Source organism: Bifidobacterium sp. LH_512 (assembly GCF_056356435.1).
Map to the genome: position 1 here is coordinate 53,953 of NZ_JBKEUE010000004.1, position 17,538 is coordinate 71,490.

Sequence of the window (17,538 nt, forward strand, 5' to 3'; positions counted from 1 at the left end):
TCAACCAAGCAAGCAAACAACAAGACAAGGAACGAGAGGGTTCTTCGAACCATGTATGTCGATCCGAATCGTAACAAAAGCAAGGGCAATCTCAGGTGGATTCTGCCCTACTGCAAACCCGATCTGCCACGAGTCTTCGGCTCGCTCGTGCTGTTCTGCGTGAACAACACGATGGCGCTGATCATTCCGTTGCTGTCCGGCATGATCGTCGACCGCGTCATCATGCAAGGCCGTGTCAATGAGCTCGGACGCCTGTGCACGATGATGATCGTATTCACCATTGTGCGCGTCACCTCGCGATACGGCTATCAGATGTGGATGGAGCGCTTCGGCCAAAATTCCGTCTACCGACTGGTCAGCGACGAATACGAAAAGCTTCACGAGCTTGACTTCACCTACTTCAACCACACGCGCACCGGCGACATCATGAGCCGCATGACGTCCGACACCGACGCCATCCGTCACGCCTTAAGCTGGGTGAGCTACCAGGTGCTCGACTGCGTCGTCATGTTCATCGGCGCACTGTGCGTCATGTTCGCCATCGACTGGAGGCTCGCATTGGCGCTCGCCTGCGTGACGCCATTCCTGTTCTTCCTGACACGAGGTCTCTCCTCGCATGCGCATCCGCTGTTCTACGCAATCCGAAACTCGCTGGCATCGCTTAACTCGATGGTTGAGGAAAACATCGAAGGCAATCGCGTCGTCAAAGCATTCGTGCGCGAAGACCACGAAACCGAAAAATTCGACGAACGCAACGAAGACTACATGCAGCGCAATATGGATTTGGCATACAATTCCCGCCGCTACATGCCATGGCTGGACGGCCTCGGATTCTCGCTGCAGCTTATCACGCTCGGCATCGGCGGTTTCCTCGTCATTCGCGGAGACATGACGCTCGGCAACCTCGTCAGCTTCAACTCCTTCCTGTGGATGATCGACGGCCCGGTACGCCAATCCGGCTGGCTTATCAACGATTGGCAGCGTTTCAACGCATCCTGCATCAAAATCCGCAAGCTGCTCACCGCAGAATCCCGCATTCAGGAAAAGCCCGACGCGGAAGAATCCGTCAAACAGGCCGTCTCCATCGCCAGCCAGGTCGGCGGCTCCCATCCGGCAGCGCCTGATCGCATCAGCGGCGAAATCCGTTTCGATCACGTCAGCTTCGCCTTCCCCGACGATCCGGAAACGCCAATCCTGAAGGATCTTGACTTCTTCGTCCCCGCAGGCGGCAAACTCGGCATCCTCGGCGAAACCGGCGCAGGCAAATCCACACTGGTCAACCTGATCTCCCGTTTCTACGATCCAACCGTCGGCCACGTGCTGATCGACGGCATTGACGCACGCGACTGGCCGTTGAGCACCTTGCGCTCGCAGGTGTGCGTCGTGGCGCAAGACACCTTCCTGTTCTCCGATACCATCGGCGGCAACATCGGCTTCGGTGCCAGCGGACAGGCCAGCCGCGACGAAAATTACATTCGCCGTATGGCCGCCATCGCAGGCGCCGACAACTTCATCCGCGCAATGCCGCAAGGCTACGACACGGTTGTCGGTGAACGCGGCGTCGGCCTGTCGGGCGGCCAAAAGCAGCGACTCAGCCTTGCCCGCGCACTTGCCGACGACCCGTCGATCCTCATCATGGACGACACCACCAGCGCAGTCGACATGGAAACCGAAGCGGAAATCCAAAAGCATCTGCGCGAAATGGACGACAACAAAACCATCGTCACCATCGCCCACCGTATTTCTTCGATCAAGGACGCCGATCTGATTCTCGTGCTTGAACGTGGACGCATCGTCGAACGTGGCACGCATGAGGAATTGGTCGCCGCACACGGCCGGTATTGGGAGATCTATCGCAAGCAGCTTGGCCTGCAGTCCGGCTGCGCGCAAGGCTTCGAGGAGTGAGGGAAGGGAGGAACCGTCATGGCGCAACGCAATACATATCGTGAAGACGAAGAGCTTGAAGAGCAGATCAATTTTCATGACATTATTCGCATCGGTGCATATTTGAAGCCGTACATGAAGCAGGTGGCGCGCATTCTTGTTGTGGTCGTCGCTATGAGCTGCATCGCGGTCAGTGTGCCGTATCTGACCAAAATCATGATTGATGAGGCGATCCCGAACAAGGATTTGGGCCAGCTGGGCATGCTTGCCGGAATCCTTGCCGTGCTGATTGTGATTTACGAGTTCGGATTGCGCTACCGTACCGTCGCCATTACTCGCGTCGGCCAGTTGATGCTGAAGGATATGCGTCGCGATATCTTCACACATATTCAGACGCTGCCGTTCAGCTATTTCGATTCGCGCCCGCACGGCAAAATCCTGATTCGCGTGGTCAATTATGTGAACACGCTGTCCGATACGCTGTCGTCCGGCCTGATCAACGTGATCTCCGACGTGTTCACGTTCTTCATCACGCTGATCGTGATGTTCGTCATCGATTGGCAGCTGGCATTGTGGAGCTTGGTCCTGTTTCCGATTCTGATCGCGTGGGTGGCGGTGCTCCAGCATTTCCAGCGTCGCGCCTACCAGAAGCTGTCGAATAAGCAGAGCAACCTGAACGCGTATATTCATGAGTCGATCGCCGGCGTGAAAACAACGCAGACCTTCGCTCAGGAGCAGGTACAGTTCCGCACGTTCCAAGAACAGCAGGGCGAAGTGCGTACCGCTTGGATGAAGGCGGTGCATATTCAGTTCCTGCTGTGGCCGGGCGTGCAGAACATTTCCGTGATGACCATTTCGCTGATCTATTTGGTGGGTGTCATGGGATTCGCCGGCGTGAACGTGACCACTGGTGTACTGATCGCATTCGTTGGCTATGCAAACAATTTCTGGAATCCGGTTATCAATATCGGCAACTTCTACAATCAGCTCATCACTTGCTCCGCCTATCTGGAACGTATTTTCGAAACGCTGGACGTCAAGCCGGAAATCGAAAATCGCAAGGGGGCGGCCGACCTGCCGCAGATTCGTGGCAAGGTCGATTTCAACGATGTGGTGTTCCGCTATGAGGAAGGCGGCCGCAACATTCTGAATCTGGTCGACCTGCATGTTGAGCCTGGTCGCACGGTTGCGCTGGTCGGCCCGACGGGCGCCGGCAAGACGACGATCATCAATCTGCTGTCGCGCTTCTACGATGTGGCCGAAGGGTCGGTGACGATCGACGGCTATGACGTGCGTGACGTGACGCTTGAATCGCTGCGTCGCCAGATGGGCGTGATGCTGCAGGATACATTCATTTTCTCCGGCAATGTCCGCGAAAACATCCGCTACGGCAAGCTGGACGCTACGGATGAGGAAATCGAGGCTGCAGCGAAAGCCGTGCACGCGCACGAATTCATTATGGAATTGCCCGACGGATATGACACTGTGGTGGAAGAGCGCGGCTCGACCCTGTCTGCAGGCCAGCGTCAGCTCATTGCATTCGCCCGTGTGCTGCTCGCCGATCCGCGCATTCTGATTCTGGACGAGGCGACGTCGAATATCGACACCCGCACGGAAGAGGCGCTGCAGGCCGGCCTTGCCGAACTGCTGAAAGGCCGCACGTCGTTTATCATCGCTCACCGTCTGTCCACCATCGAGAACGCGGACGAAATCTGCTATATCGACCACGGCCAAATCGTCGAGCATGGCAATCACGAGGAATTGCTGGCGTTGAAGGGCGCATACTATCGTCTGTATGAATCGCAATATGCGATGATTAAGGCGGGGCAGTAGCGGATGGCGGTCGTGGGGTCGACAAGCCTGTAGGCGGTCGGTCGGCAGGCAGCCGGTCTGCAGGCGGGCAATCCACAAACAGCGAACATTGAAACAGGCGATTTCCGATCATGGTGGCTATGAAGGATCTCGCCTGTTTTTTTGTTTATCTGTTTTTGCCGCTCCCGTAGTGCAGGGCGTTTCGTTTCGCCTTTCCCATAGTGTCCGGCGTTATCCCATGCCGGTTGTATACAATGCGTCCCATCAGCCAAGGAGGATGTGCGATGGTGAATAAAGACGTTTTGACGGAAGAACAGAAGGCTGCGGTCGCCGAATTGTCGCAGACGAACAAGTATGCGCACCAGTCGACGTGGAAGACGTTCAAAGAGCTTCCGATGAAAGACAAATGGCCGTATTTTGTGCAGCATTTTCTGCTGTCCGTCGTCATCGTTGTCGCCGTCGTCGGCTTTGCGGTTGCCATGACCGTCACATATCTGACGAAGCCGCCGCAGATGAAACTTGACATTGTGTCGGTGAATATGGGCGATGCGTCGACGCAGCTGGATCATCTTGAGCAGGGGTTGGCGAAGGACAGCGGCTTGGACGCCAAATTGATGGATGCGCGCACGAATTTGACGATTGATATGGCCAATTCGAATGCGTACAGCGATTCGACGGTGCAGCTGTTCGCGTCAATTGCCTCCGGTGATGTCAATACGGTGATTTCCAATGAGGAAACGATGGAAGTGATGTGCGTCGAGCGTGGACTGGTGTCTTCATTGGACGAAGCGCTCGGGACGAAACGCGCTGATGCGTTGCGAGAGAAAGGCGTCGTCGTTTCGATGGACGTTCCGGATGCAGGCGATACGGGCGTTGCGTTGGATCTGACGAAGTCGTCGGTGTGGAATTCGCTTGACGGCGCCGATGAGCTGGGCGACGACGTGCTGTTGGCGTTCGCGAACGTGACGGAGACGGGCACGGAATATCCGCGGGCATTGGTCGATTATCTGTTTGATCTGTGACATGCGTCCGTGGTGCCGATATGCGTGTGACCATGATGAGACGCTGTTCTGATGCCCGGCCATGGGCGTGGTCCCGGCGGAAGGACCGTTAACGATACGAAAGGACCGCGTATGTCGGTGTGCGACAATCTACCCGTGAACATCAGCACCGACTTGGGTGAATATCAACGGTGACATCTACCGGTGGTACAAGAACACGATCCTTGCCTGTTATCGCGAATATGGATTCATGGTGGATACCGTCAATCCGGACGTTAACGAACGCACCGCTGACCTTGCATGGGTTGCGGAGTTTTCACGCCGCATACGTGCCGACGATGAGGGGTTCATCGGCGTGGATGCTGACGACCCGAACGCCGGATGGTCAAGCGATGAGGAACGTGACCTGTTTCGTCGTATTCGCGTGATCACGTCCGACGAGGAGACGACCGGTACCTTCGGTCCCGCTTTGGTCGGCAGCGAACTCCTACGCGACGACATCGACATTGCCGCATACCATTACTCCGTCGATGACGACGAGGGGGGCTTTACCCGGCTCGCCGACGAGTATGACAAGGAGATCTGGAATTTCGAAGCCCAGGCCGTGTTCTCCAATTCCGCGGATCGTCCCAACAACACGAACGATTGTGGCTTGGGCGACGGACGCTCCGGCATCGGCATCGGCGGCATCGGCGGTCCGCTGGAAATGGCCAATGCCATCATCAAAGGCTTCGTCATGTCCCGTCGCACGTGCGTCATCTATCAGCCGGCCATCGGCGCATGCTATGAGCATATGGAATACGCGTCCAAGGAACTTGTCAGCGCCCGTGACCCGTGGAGCGGCTGGATCTACTATGATGCCGGATGCGCGGTCCTTGCCCATTTCGCCAAATTCTCACGTCTTGGATGGGCGAATGAGTCGGGTGCCGGCGGCGCGTCCGCCGATGACACGTGGCGTGCCATCCCGCAATCCAGCGACTGCCAGGTTTCCGGACGTAATCCCGTATCCGTCGCACGGCACGGTGAACCCAGCTATCTGACGCTTGCCGCGCCCGACGGCAGTGACATCAGCATTGTCATCGTCAACGACAGCGCCCTTACGAAAACATACCGCATCACCATCGACGTTGCACTTGCAGCGGCGCGATCGCCGTTGCATGTCTGGCAGACGGCGGCGGCTCTGCCGGGCGAACGCTATGACGCCGGATGGCTGCGTCGCATCGAAGACGCCGTATCGCAACGACACGATGATGCCGATGCCACATATATGCTGAAAGTCGCGCCGTGGAGCATGGTCACCGCCACGACGCTGAATGATGTGCATCCGAGGCGGTTGGACCTGCCGGCCGCCGATGAGCGGGCGCGTGCCGTCCTGGATGCAGACTCCGAACGGGGCGTGCTGTACGCGGACGATTTTCGGTATGAGGGCATGCCGGAGGTCGGGGTCAGCCACAATGGAAAAGAACACAGGAGACGCTATGTCGACGCACGCGGAGCGGTGCCTCGCTACACCACTGACAGCAACGGCGCATTCGAAATCGTGGACGATGAGACTCGTGGCGGTGTGCTGCGTCAGCAGATCGATTGGAAGCACGCTGGTAACACTTGGATAGAGGGGGATCCCCGCACCGCGATCGGTGATATGCGTTGGATGAATTACCGCGTATCCGTCGATGTGATGTTCGAACCGTACGATGGGCGAGCGCCGTATGCGCTGCTGGGCGCTCGCGAAATGGGCGGCGACAAGTTCACCGACGCGATCTGCGCCTACGACTTCAAGCTACGTGCCGACGGACTGTTCCTGTTACGTCGATACGGCGATGAAAAAGTGCGCGGGCACTGTGAGGATTTGCGTTTGGCCGCGGAAAGGGCCAGTGCCAAACCCTTCGTTGTCGGTGCCGGCGTATGGAATACCGTCGCGTTGGAAGTCGCTGGAAACGTGGCGACCGCGATGGTCAACGGCGCGGTGGTGGCCCGTTGGTCTGATGACGCGCCGCAGTCCGAGGGCAGGGTGAACCTAGGCAGCGGCTTCGACCATGTGCGGTTCTCCAATCTGCGAGTGGAGCGTGTCGACGGGTACTCGCCGTATTACGTGGCGCTGATCGACGACATGCACGTGGTGTCCTGGGCCGATTCGCGTACGCCGGTGTTGGTGTACGACGGCGATTGGACCCATGAGAACGGCCAGAGCATGTTCACCTACATGCGCTCCATATCACGCACGTCGCAGGTCGGTGCGTCGCTGTCGACCGTTGCCACACAGGGGTCCCTGCGCACCATGTTCTGTGTGGAGGGGTTGTCGCGGGCGTCACACGGTGACGTTCCGTTTGGCGAATGAGTGCGTCCTCGCGGTCGATGCGGTCGGTGTAATCCGGTAACGGGGGCGGTATGCGGTATGCGATTCAGCTGCTGGTCGACGACAGGTATGCTCCGGTGAACCTGGAGCCGGGGACCACGCCGATGATTCGATGGCGGTATGTGCTTGAAGACGTGGGATGCGATGATGCGGAACGCGGCCGGGGATGTCTTGGAGCCGGCGACGGACGGGGGGAGCTCGTCTGATGACTATGGCGCTTCCTGTGTCGGCTATCGTGTCGTGGTCGCATCGACGCCTCAACATGCTGCGGCAGGAATCGGCGACATATGGGACAGTGATCGTGTCGACGGTGACGGCATGGGGGCGTGCCTCTGCGCGGGCTGCCGATGCCGCCGTCATGCCGGTATTGGGCGTCGGTCATGTTATGGGATGCCGATGGGCGTCGACATCCGTGGACGGTGCCGGTAACATTCGGCACCGGTCCGGGCGTGAATTGGCATGGGGTGCCGATTTGGGCGGACACGGCATCGTCGACCGAGGGTAATGCCGTCGGCTGGGCTCTATTGCGCTGTGAGGTGGCACTGCCGAATAAACCGGTGCTGTGGGCGACTCTGCACGCAACGGCATCCTCGACGCGTCCCGCTCGCCAATTCGTGTATCGCCTATGGGTCGACGGGCGGCAGCTTGGCGTCGGTCCGGTGTTTCCGATCGGCGGCGAAACCCGCTACGACGGGTACGACGTCTCATCCTTGCTCTGTGACGGAGGTCGCCACGCGATCGGGGTCGTCGCCTATACGATGGAGGACCGACGTTTCGCCGCGCAGCTTGACGTTGCGTTTGTCGACGGGGAAATGCGTCACTACGCGACCGATCGGTCATGGCAGGCTCTGACCGCGGACGGGATCTATTCCCCGTCCGATTCCATCGGTACACAGTATTTCGCGGCACCGGCGGAAGATTGCGACATTGCGTATTTTCCGGAAGGATTTTCGTCTGTGGGCTACGACGACGCCGATTGGGGGCCGGCTCGGCCTCGGCCGGCGTTCACGGACATGTGCGCGTGTCCGGCGGATCCGATGCGTCCGTGTGCTGTCAAGTACGATGCGATAAGGTGCACGTCGGAGAGATACGTAATCGTCGATTTCACGAGAACCGTTATGGGCGGCATCCGTATCGATGCCGATGTCGAAGCACCGATGACGCTGACGATTCGTTGCGGTGAGGTGATGGACGGTGCTGATGTGGTGCGATACCGGCTGAGCGCCGGCAATGTGTATGAGGACCACTGGCGTTTCCCGTCAAGCGCGCACGCAATGCAGCATTGGGGCATTCGCGTGTTCCGATATGCGCAGGTCATCGTCGACGGACTGTCTGCCGCCGACGTCGCGCAATTGCTGGAATCGGGCGCCTTGCGGATCCATGCCGTTGCACTTGAACGGCACATGTTGCGCGACCGTGCGACGATGTCATCGGACAATGCGGTGCTGAATGCCGTGTGGCGCTTGTGTGACAATACGATACGCGCCCTGAACGCCAATATCTACGTGGATTCCTGGACCCGGGAGCGTGCACCATATGAGGCTGATGCCTGGATACAGCAGCGGGCGCATCTTGCGCTGGAGTATGCGCCGTCGTTGGGGGAATATTCCGTGGATTGGCTGTTGGCTAATCGCACCTGGCCGACGGAATGGCCGTTGTATGTGATCGTGGCCGTGCACGATGCGTGGTTGCATACCGGTTCGACGCGACAGGCGGCGGAACGTTATGATGCTCTGCGCTTGCTGCTGCCGGACGCCTATTTGGATGATGCCAGCGGATTGATTGTCAAGGATCCGGGCGAATCCAGTCGCATGGATGGATATCTGGTGGATTGGCCGCAGTCCGAACGGGACGGGTTCGTGTTTGGCTCCGTCAACACGGTGGTCAATGCCCTGGCCTCCCAAGCCTATGCCGATATGGGTGATTTGGCGCAGGCGTTGGGGCGTTTCGATGACGCTTCGCGATGGTGCGCCACGGCGCGTCGTATGCGTGAGGCCATTCATCATAGGCTGTATGATCCGGAGCGTGGCGCGTATGTCGATGGCCTTCGCTGCGGTCCTGATGATGTGCGGATCGACCATTGCTCCCTGCATGCATCAGCATTCGTCACGGCGTTTGCCGATCCGCCGTTCGACCGGATCGATCGGCTCGGTGAGTTTCTGCGGGGCAAAGGCATGAACTGCAGCGTGTATGCGGCGGCGGTGTATCTCGACGGCCTGTACCACGCTGGATTGGGGGCTGATGCCGGGCGTCTGATGGCGGCTCCGTCGGGCGGCCACGCTTGGACGCAGATGATTCGGCAGGGGACTGGAGCCACGATGGAGGCGTGGAGCCTTGCATGCAAGGGCAATACGACGTATTCGCATCCATGGGCGGCCTCTCCTGCCCATCTGTTGCCGGAAGGATTGTTCGGCATCCGTCCGCTTGAGTCGGGGTATCGCACGATCGCAGTGGTGCCGCAGCCCGGGGATTGCGATGACTGCGATGTCGTCATGCCGATCGCCAGAGGCGACGTCTCGGTACGTTGGCATGTGAGGCGCGGCATTCGGAGCGGAGGCGCGGGTGCCGCATTGATCGTGCAATCTCCACCGAACGTGGCCGTGGATGTCGTCCTGCTGCCCGAGGTGCGGGCCCGGTGGAGCATCGACATATCGGGTGAAGGCTATGCGGTGAAGGTGGACGGTGTGGTGCAGTCGGTGGAACCCCTGCCGGAATGGGGCATGATCGCCGGGGTGGCGTGCCCTCCGGGAACGCTGCATATAGCCGGATTGCCATCTGGGCGACATGACATGGAAAAATGCTCCTGGACAACGATTTGTCCACCTGGGGATTGTGCCCCGATTTCTAATGTGGACAGCGTATGCCGCGGCGCGCATATGCGGCGAATATACGAATGAGAATACCGCATATGCGTCGCCGCTTACGCGAGGAGGACATTATCATGGTGGATTTGGAAACCAGCAAGCCCATACCGTTGAACGACGTCGTCGTTGACGATGCATTTTGGAGCGCCGAACAAGAACTCGTGCGCACAACGGTGATCCCATACCAGTGGAAAGCGCTGAACGATGATGTTCCTGGCGCCGCTCCCAGCTATTGCATGCATAATTTCAAGGCGGCCGCCGCGCAGAATGCGCGCAAGGAGACGCAAGGCAAGGCTTTTACCCCGCCGACCTACACATTCCGCGGATTCGAAGCGTTGCCCGATGATCCGAACAATCCGGAACCCGATAAATTCTACGGATTCGTATTTCAGGACACCGACTTCTCCAAGTGGATCGAAGCGGTCGGCTATTCGCTGTCCGAACATCCGGACGCCGAACTGGAAGACACCGCCGACGCGGCCATCGATATCGTCTGCGCAGCGCAGCTCGACAACGGATATCTGGACACGTATTACATCCTCAACGGCATGGACCGGCATTTCACCAATCTGAAGGACCATCACGAACTCTACTGCCTCGGCCACCTCATCGAAGGCGCGGTCGCATATCATCAGGCCACCGGAAAAGATAAATTATTGAAGGCCGCTTGCCGATTCGCCGATTATGTCGGATCAGTTTTCGGTGTCGAAGAAAGCAAACTGCACGGCTATCCGGGCCATGAAATCGCCGAAATGGCATTGGTGCGTCTTGCTGAAACCACCGGCGAACAGCGATACGCCGATCTGGCCGAATATTTTGTCCGGCAGCGCGGCCAACATCCGCTCTATTTCGAGCAGGAGGACCTCCGCAGGGCGGAAGAGGACGGCGAAATCTACCGGCCAAACGACAATGTTCCCGCGCCGTACGCCTACTATCAGGCGCACGAACCGGTCACCGAACAGAACGAAGCGGTCGGCCATGCCGTACGCGCAACCTACTTCTATTCCGGCGTCGCCGACGTGGCCCGACTGACCGAAGACCCGGCGCTGCTCGAATCCTGCGAAACATTGTGGCGCAACATCGTAGACCGCAAACTGTACGTCACAGGCGGCATCGGCGCGACGCATATCGGCGAATCCTTCTCCTACGATTACGACTTGCCCAACGACACCGCATATTCGGAAAGCTGCGCGGCCATCGCGCTCGCATTCTTCGCGCGTCGCATGCTGCAGATCCATCCGAGAGGCGAGTATGCGGACGTCATGGAATCCGCGCTGTACAACACCACGCTGGCCGGCATATCGTTGGATGGCAAAAGCTTCTTCTATGTCAATCCGTTGGAAGTGGTGCCGGAAGCCTGCCGGCGCGACGAGCGCAAATTCCATGTCAAGCCGGTCCGTCAGAAATGGTTCGGCTGCGCCTGCTGCCCGCCGAACATCGCACGCATCGTCGAATCCGTGCAGCAGTACGCATATACGGTAAACGACGAAACATCCACCTTGTATACGCATCTGTATATGGGAGGCCGCGTCGCCGTGCATTTCGCGTACACCTCGCTGACCTTGGAGATGACGGCGAATCTGCCTTGGCATGGCGACGGCGCGGCGACCGTGCATGTGGATGCCCCGGTCAAGGCGACGCTGGCGTTCCGCCTGCCTGCCTGGGCCGGCGAAAAGGCGGCGTCGGCGATTCGTGCCTCCGGCGAGGCCTCCTGTGAAGCCGGCGATGAATCGGCCGGTCGCATCGCCCGTGATATTCGCGACGGATACGTGTATTTTAGAGGCGAATGGCATGACGGAGACGTCGTCCGTTTCGATTTCCCGATGCCTGTGCGCATGGTCGCCGCCAATCCGCTGGTGCGCGAGGATGTGGGAAAGGTCGCATTCGTACGTGGGCCAATCACATACTGTGCGGAAGGTGTGGATAACGGCGACAATCTGCATCTGCTGCATGTCGACGCCGCACAAATCGCCGAGGATCCGAATTGCGTCGCTGTTTCCGATGTGACGTTCCATGCCGGCGCCGCAGGGCAGGACGAGTCCGGATTGGGCGAAGTCGACGCGGTCGACCGCCCGATGGTCACGCTCACCGTTCCTGCATGGCGTGAAAAAGTCGACAATGCCGAACATCGTCCGCTGTATGCGACATGGCGGCCGGCTGAGCGCGAGGCCGCCAACGTCACACTAATCCCGTATTTTGCCTGGGCCAACCGTGGGGAAACCGAAATGACGGTGTTCCTGCGCGCCTAATCGCGGTCTTCGCGCACTTTGCGCCCGGGCCTCTGACGGTTGTGACCGCGACACACCGTGTATGGCGGTCACAACCGTCAGAAGCCCCGTCGGCTGCTGTCCGTCGCGGTTCGTCACCGTGTTGCTTGCAACTGGTAAGGTGATGGACGTGAAGGTCATATGCAGCCGACTGGATAAACCGGTGGATTTCTTCGTGGTCGGACAGTTCGTGTCCGGAGCCGGATGGCAGCATGTGCGACGCATCAGCAACTCATTCGAACTGATATTCGTACGTCGGGGAACGCTGCCCATACGTATCGGCGAGCGTTCGCTGCACGTGGTGGCCGGCGAAGTGGCGTTGCTGCCTCCCGGAATCGAACATGCTGGAACGGAACCGATCTCGGAGGAACTGGATTTCTTCTGGATGCATTTCCAGCTTGCCCAATGGCATGAGCTGGGCATGGATGACGGCCTGCCATCCGACGAAAGCCTGTTGGCATTGCCGGAAAAGATGCGGCTGGTCGACCCCGACCGTCTCACCGTACTGTTCGGCCAATTGGTGGACGTCTTTTCCGATGCGGCCTCCCAGCCTGACCGGTACGGGGCATACTGTGCCACATGCATACTGCTCGAGGTCAATCTGCAGATGAGGCGGATGCATGAAGGTGCGGGGGCGCACAGTCGGCGCAAAGCAACCGGCGTCGTGATGCTCGCAGTGTGTTCCTGGATACGCGCCAACGCGTTTGAACCCATCACTGTGGCGGGCATCGCCGAACGATTCCACTATTCGCCCAGCTATCTCACTGCCAGATATCGTAGCGAATTCGGCGTCGGCATCGTCGAACAGATTGCGCAGTGCCGAATCGACCGCGCCTGCGAGCTGCTGACCTCCACGGCTGCAAGCATCGCCGACATCGCTCATGAAATCGGATATGACGATCCGAAATATTTCATGCGGGTGTTCAAACGCCGCGTCGGCCTGACTCCGGGCCAGTACAGGGCGGCTTTTCCACGGCGATTGTTCAATACGCAGTGAATCTGCGCAATGTGATCAATCGTAGTCATGGAATGACGGTTATCGTAATGGGAACACCTAAGCCGACGCACGTTCCAGCATGTGGTAGTCAAGCGTAACGGAGCGTGGCTGCTCCGATGCGATGTTCTCAATGCGTTCAATCAGCATATCCAAACACGCGCGCGCCGCCTCGCCGGCATCTACGCCCACGCTGGTCAGACGCGGCGAACAATACGCGCCCTCATCCAAACCGTCAAAACCGATGACCGCAACATCTTCCGGTACATGAATGCCTGCATCCGCAAGCGCCCGCATCGCGCCGACCGCAATCGGATCGGTCAGGCAGAAAACGGCATCGAAATCCAATTCCGCTCCGCCTTTGCGGCGCTCGCGAATCAGCCGTGACATCGCTTCATAGCCGCCCTGTCGATTCCAGGCGCAAGGCGCGATACCATCATCGGCGACAGGCGGCAGCCCGCAATCATGAACGGCCGCCAACGTGCCATCCAGGCGTAAGGCGGCGGAATTCGGCCGGTCCGTCGATGTGCCGGCATCGGAAGGCGCGACTCCCAAAATCGCGATGCGCGTGCGCCCGCAATCCGCAAAACGGCGAATCGCGGCGGCGCTGCCCTCTAATGATGGGGAAAACACACAATCGACATGTCCCGCCAAGGTAAAACCATCCAATGCGACGATGGGATGCGCATGGCTGAATTCCACAATAGGCGCCGCCGTGCCGCTCGGCCAGCACACGATTGTGCCGTCGCACATCTGCATCGCCGCGCTTGACAGCACCTGCTGCTCGAAATCAGTGGAATATCGGGTCTGCTGCAGCACTGTCTGATATCCGCGCGACTGGGCTAGATCGGACAACCGTGCGGCGACGTCGGCGGGGAAGGTCAGATCAAAATCGGAAATGGTGATGCCGATGACATGCGTACGTCCTGAGCTGAGCTGACGTGCCGCCAAATTAGGACGATATCCCAATTCGGCGGCCGCCTGCAGCACGCGCCGCGCCGTTTCGGCTTTGACGAGGGGCTTACCGTTCATCGCATTGGACGCGGTCATTGGAGACACTCCTGCCCGTGCTGCGACATCGTCCAATGTGACCATGTGATCCTCCTTTATTGCGTTCAAGTATGCGCGGCGCTGCGGCAAATCGTAATCAGATCATGCCGGCCAGGCCATGGTCGGCGCCATTGCGGGCGAACAGCGGCAACACATCCATCGGAGCGTCGACCGTGACCTGCTGGCCGCCGGCGAAGCGCTCGCCGGTATGCAGATTTGTCCAGGTCGTGTCGGCGTTCCCCGGCAGATACACGTCGCGGCTGCGTGCGCCAAGCTCGACGACCGGCGCGACCAGCAGATCCGGTCCGTACATGTATTCGTCCGGCACGTTTGCGGCGGCCTCATCATCCGGGAATTCGTAGAACAGGCCACGCGCCAGCGGCTGGCCGTCGGTGTGGGCGGCGTCGAACAGCTCGCGCGAATACGGGCGCAGCATTTCACGGATTTGAATGTATTTTCGCATGACGTTTTCGACCTCTTCGCCGTACGTCCAAGGCTCGTTGTCGGCACCGGTGTGGATGTGGTCGATCGGATTGCCGATGCGGTCGAATGTTGGCTTTCCGGGGACGCGGGTTGCCGGCATACGGTCGCCATGGTTGCGCATCACCGGCGAAAAACACGAGAACTGGCACCAACGCACGTACAGTTCGCGGAAATCCTCGCTGTTCGGGTCGCCGCCGGCGAAACCGCCCATATCGGTGGTGAACCAGGGAATGCCGGCCACGCCCATGTGGATCGCGCAGGTGATCTGGGCTTTCAGATCGTCGAATGTGGAATGCACATCGCCCGACCACACCAGCGAGCCGTAGCGCTGTGAACCGGCCCACGCCGCGCGCGTCAGGTTGACGATGTCGTTTTCGCGGCCGATGGTGACCTGCCCATCATAGAAGGTCTTGTTGTACAGCTGCGGGTAGATGTTTCCAACCTTGCCGACCGGGCCGGCATGGAAAAGATAGTGCGCGTAGTCATAGTCGCCGCCCCATTCCGGTTCCGCCTCGTCCAGCCAGAAGGCGTCAACCCCCAGATCGGTGTAGTTGCGCTGGATCTTGTTCCACAGCCAGTCGCGTGCCGCCGGATTGGTGGCGTCGAAGAATTGGTTGTCGCGCGGCCACCACATGCCGACGTCCTTGCCTTGGCGCGTTTTTGCCAGATAGTTGTTGCGGCGCATCTCATCGTAGTTTTCCGACTGCAGGTCGATCTGCGGCCATATCGACACCATCAATTTGATGCCCATGCTGTGCAGTTCGTCGGTCATCGCCTTCGGGTCGGTCCAGAATTCTTCGTCGAAGCGGAAGTCGCCCATCAATGGCCAGTGGAAAAAGTCGATGACGATCAGATCGATCGGAATGTTGCGGCGTTTGAATTCTCGAGCGGTTTCGAGCAGCTGCTCCTGATTCCAGTAGCGCAGCTTGCACTGCCAGAAGCCCAGTCCCCATTCCGGCATGACGGGCGCGTGGCCGGTGACGTCGGCGTATTGCGATTCTATCTGTGCGGGCGTGGTGCCTGCGGTGACCCAGTAGTCGATTTGATCGCAGACGGAGGCGTGCCATTCGGTGCGGTTCGCGCCGAATGTGACCGTGCCGATTGATGGATTATGCCACAGGAAGCCGTAGCCGCGGCTGGATATCATGAACGGCACGCTGACCTGCGAATTGCGGTGCGCGAGTTCAAGGGTGGAGCCTTTGAGATCCAGGACGGGCTGCTGGTATTCGCCCATACCGAAGATGTGTTCACCGTCCCACGCGTCGAATGTGACGGTGGGGGATTCCGAGCCGTTTTCCAACGGATGATGGGCGCGGGCGCGCAGGCGTAGGGCGCCGCCGTCGCCGGCTTCGCGCAGAAGGATTTCGCCGGTTTCGGTATTGAGGAAGGTGAGGCGGCATGCGCTGCCTTCGTTGTTGGTTTCGGCGGTTACCGTGATCATGCCGTTGACAAGCGTTGCCGTTGTGCCGGTGACGGTGGTTGTGACCGGCGTCGTCGCTGGCGTCGTCTCTGGTGCGAGCAGCGCCCAATCGGCGTCGGCAATGTCTTGCATGATGCGGGCTCGCACGCGCACGCTGTTGGCGCCCCACGCTTCGATGCGCAGGAATTCGCCGTCGCCGGTCCATTCGATGGCGCTGCCGCTGACGGTGAATGTGGTTGCGGGAATGATTTCCTTGGGATTCGAGCTCATCGGCCTCTTCGCCTCCGTTGCCTGAGAGTGTGTGGGGTATTGCATTGCGCACGTCGTTTGTGGAAATGCCCGATTGAATCGTAGCGCTAAAAATGCAGCGCTACGATAGTGTGTTGCAGCAGGGTGTATCAATGCACCATGTCGAGGTGCTTCCGGTGCGTTTCCGTTGTGTGTCGGTCGTTCTGGTTCTATAGAACCGGCGGGTTCCGCAGATTCGGTGGGCAAGGGATACGTGATCGCATGGCGTCGCTCTGGCGATGAGTCGGTGGACATCGAAATGCCAGCTGGCGTGCATATGGAACAGGTATTCCCCGCGCCAGCGGAACGTTCGCATGCGCCACATGCCGGCGAGTGGAAGGTCGAACACATCGATGACGCGCATGTGCGGCTGGCCGCCGCTACTGTGGACAGGCCCTTTGCAAGGATTTTCCGCATTTCGTAAACGCCATCGGCTAACTGGTGCTGGCTTATTGGGCGATGGTTGCTGCCGACTGTTAGATGTTGATCGCTAGTTGTTGTTGATTGCTGTTGATTAGTTTCACAACAGTGAAGGCCCGGTGTTTGAGCCGGGCCTTCACTGCAAGGAGAGAGAAGAGAGGATTTTCAGTTATATCGCCTTTGTAGGCCTGACTTCTATATAAATGCAGAATGCATAGGGAATCATGCGGTTTAGCTGGGAAAACCAAAAGAGCCCTCTGCCGAATCGGTATGGCAGTTTCATCCGCATTGTGCGCGTGGCGGATACACAATATGTAGCGCAGATGCAGTGTGGAGCATATTGGATTCGTGGATGTCGACGCATGTGACCGATGAATATGCAAGCGACACACCGAATCCAGATGATTTTCGGATGATTTTTTGGTTGACTTAGTTGATTCGCTGCTGCGGGGCTGTTTTTCCGTTGTTTTCGACACGCCGATGGATGCGTGTGTTCGCAATGGTTCCGGTGGTGTCGGCGTGTGCCGGGTTTGCGGTTTTCGTCCGGTGCGTGTAAGTTCTTCATCTTGCTGCCGCACGGTGCGGCCGGGGGTTCGGTCCCGTGGCCTGTTTCGTTGCGTGTGGTGGTGGTTTGAGAACTCAAGAGCGTGTCTGTACTACTTATGCTTTATGTAAGTCAATGATTGCCAGTCCGATTCC

General features: G+C 58.9%; 12 protein-coding genes. 10 read left to right on the forward strand and 2 right to left on the reverse strand.

Features of this window, described 5'->3' with window-relative positions; genetic code table 11:
* Positions 1–51 precede the first annotated feature (51 nt).
* From AC1AWD_RS07865 to AC1AWD_RS07905, 9 genes are all read left to right on the forward strand, one after another.
* Positions 52–1,905 carry an ABC transporter ATP-binding protein gene (locus tag AC1AWD_RS07865; RefSeq protein WP_476565354.1) on the forward strand — a complete coding sequence of 618 codons (1,854 nt, stop codon included), beginning with the start codon at positions 52–54 and terminating at the stop codon, positions 1,903–1,905.
* 18 nt (positions 1,906–1,923) lie between these two features.
* The gene (locus AC1AWD_RS07870) at positions 1,924–3,717 is read left to right on the forward strand and encodes an ABC transporter ATP-binding protein (RefSeq protein ID WP_476565356.1); all 1,794 of its coding nucleotides are present in this window, start codon (positions 1,924–1,926) and stop codon (positions 3,715–3,717) included.
* Between the two features lie 263 nt (positions 3,718–3,980).
* Positions 3,981–4,718 (forward strand): hypothetical protein, encoded by a 738-nt coding sequence (locus AC1AWD_RS07875; RefSeq protein WP_476565358.1) that lies wholly within the window; start codon positions 3,981–3,983, stop codon positions 4,716–4,718.
* A 157-nt stretch (positions 4,719–4,875) separates the two neighbouring features.
* Complete coding sequence (locus tag AC1AWD_RS07880; RefSeq protein ID WP_476565360.1) at positions 4,876–7,035, forward strand: hypothetical protein; 2,160 nt, start codon at positions 4,876–4,878, stop codon at positions 7,033–7,035.
* Positions 7,036–7,085: 50 nt separating this feature from the next.
* Positions 7,086–7,259: a hypothetical protein gene (locus AC1AWD_RS07885; protein WP_476565361.1), complete on the forward strand. Its 174-nt coding sequence runs from the start codon at positions 7,086–7,088 to the stop codon at positions 7,257–7,259.
* Positions 7,259–7,558 (forward strand): hypothetical protein, encoded by a 300-nt coding sequence (locus AC1AWD_RS07890; RefSeq protein ID WP_476565363.1) that lies wholly within the window; start codon positions 7,259–7,261, stop codon positions 7,556–7,558. Before AC1AWD_RS07885 ends, AC1AWD_RS07890 begins: the two co-directional genes overlap by 1 nt.
* A gap of 31 nt (positions 7,559–7,589) precedes the next feature.
* Positions 7,590–9,950, forward strand: coding sequence for an alpha-L-rhamnosidase-related protein (locus AC1AWD_RS07895; protein ID WP_476565365.1), 2,361 nt, complete (start codon positions 7,590–7,592; stop codon positions 9,948–9,950).
* A gap of 44 nt (positions 9,951–9,994) precedes the next feature.
* Positions 9,995–12,166, forward strand: a complete 2,172-nt coding sequence (locus AC1AWD_RS07900; protein WP_476565367.1) for a glycoside hydrolase family 127 protein — start codon at positions 9,995–9,997, stop codon at positions 12,164–12,166.
* Positions 12,167–12,227: 61 nt separating this feature from the next.
* Positions 12,228–13,181: a helix-turn-helix domain-containing protein gene (locus AC1AWD_RS07905; protein WP_476565368.1), complete on the forward strand. Its 954-nt coding sequence runs from the start codon at positions 12,228–12,230 to the stop codon at positions 13,179–13,181.
* A gap of 57 nt (positions 13,182–13,238) precedes the next feature.
* Here AC1AWD_RS07905 and AC1AWD_RS07910 read toward each other — a convergent pair whose 3' ends face one another.
* Positions 13,239–14,273 (reverse strand): LacI family DNA-binding transcriptional regulator, encoded by a 1,035-nt coding sequence (locus AC1AWD_RS07910; RefSeq protein ID WP_476565370.1) that lies wholly within the window; start codon positions 14,271–14,273, stop codon positions 13,239–13,241.
* A 52-nt stretch (positions 14,274–14,325) separates the two neighbouring features.
* On the reverse strand, positions 14,326–16,401 hold the full coding sequence (locus AC1AWD_RS07915) for a glycoside hydrolase family 31 protein (RefSeq protein WP_476565372.1): 2,076 nt from the start codon (positions 16,399–16,401) through the stop codon (positions 14,326–14,328).
* Between the two features lie 217 nt (positions 16,402–16,618).
* Between AC1AWD_RS07915 and AC1AWD_RS07920 the strand changes: the two genes are divergently transcribed.
* Positions 16,619–16,843 carry a hypothetical protein gene (locus AC1AWD_RS07920; protein WP_476565374.1) on the forward strand — a complete coding sequence of 75 codons (225 nt, stop codon included), beginning with the start codon at positions 16,619–16,621 and terminating at the stop codon, positions 16,841–16,843.
* The last annotated feature ends 695 nt before the right edge of the window (positions 16,844–17,538 follow it).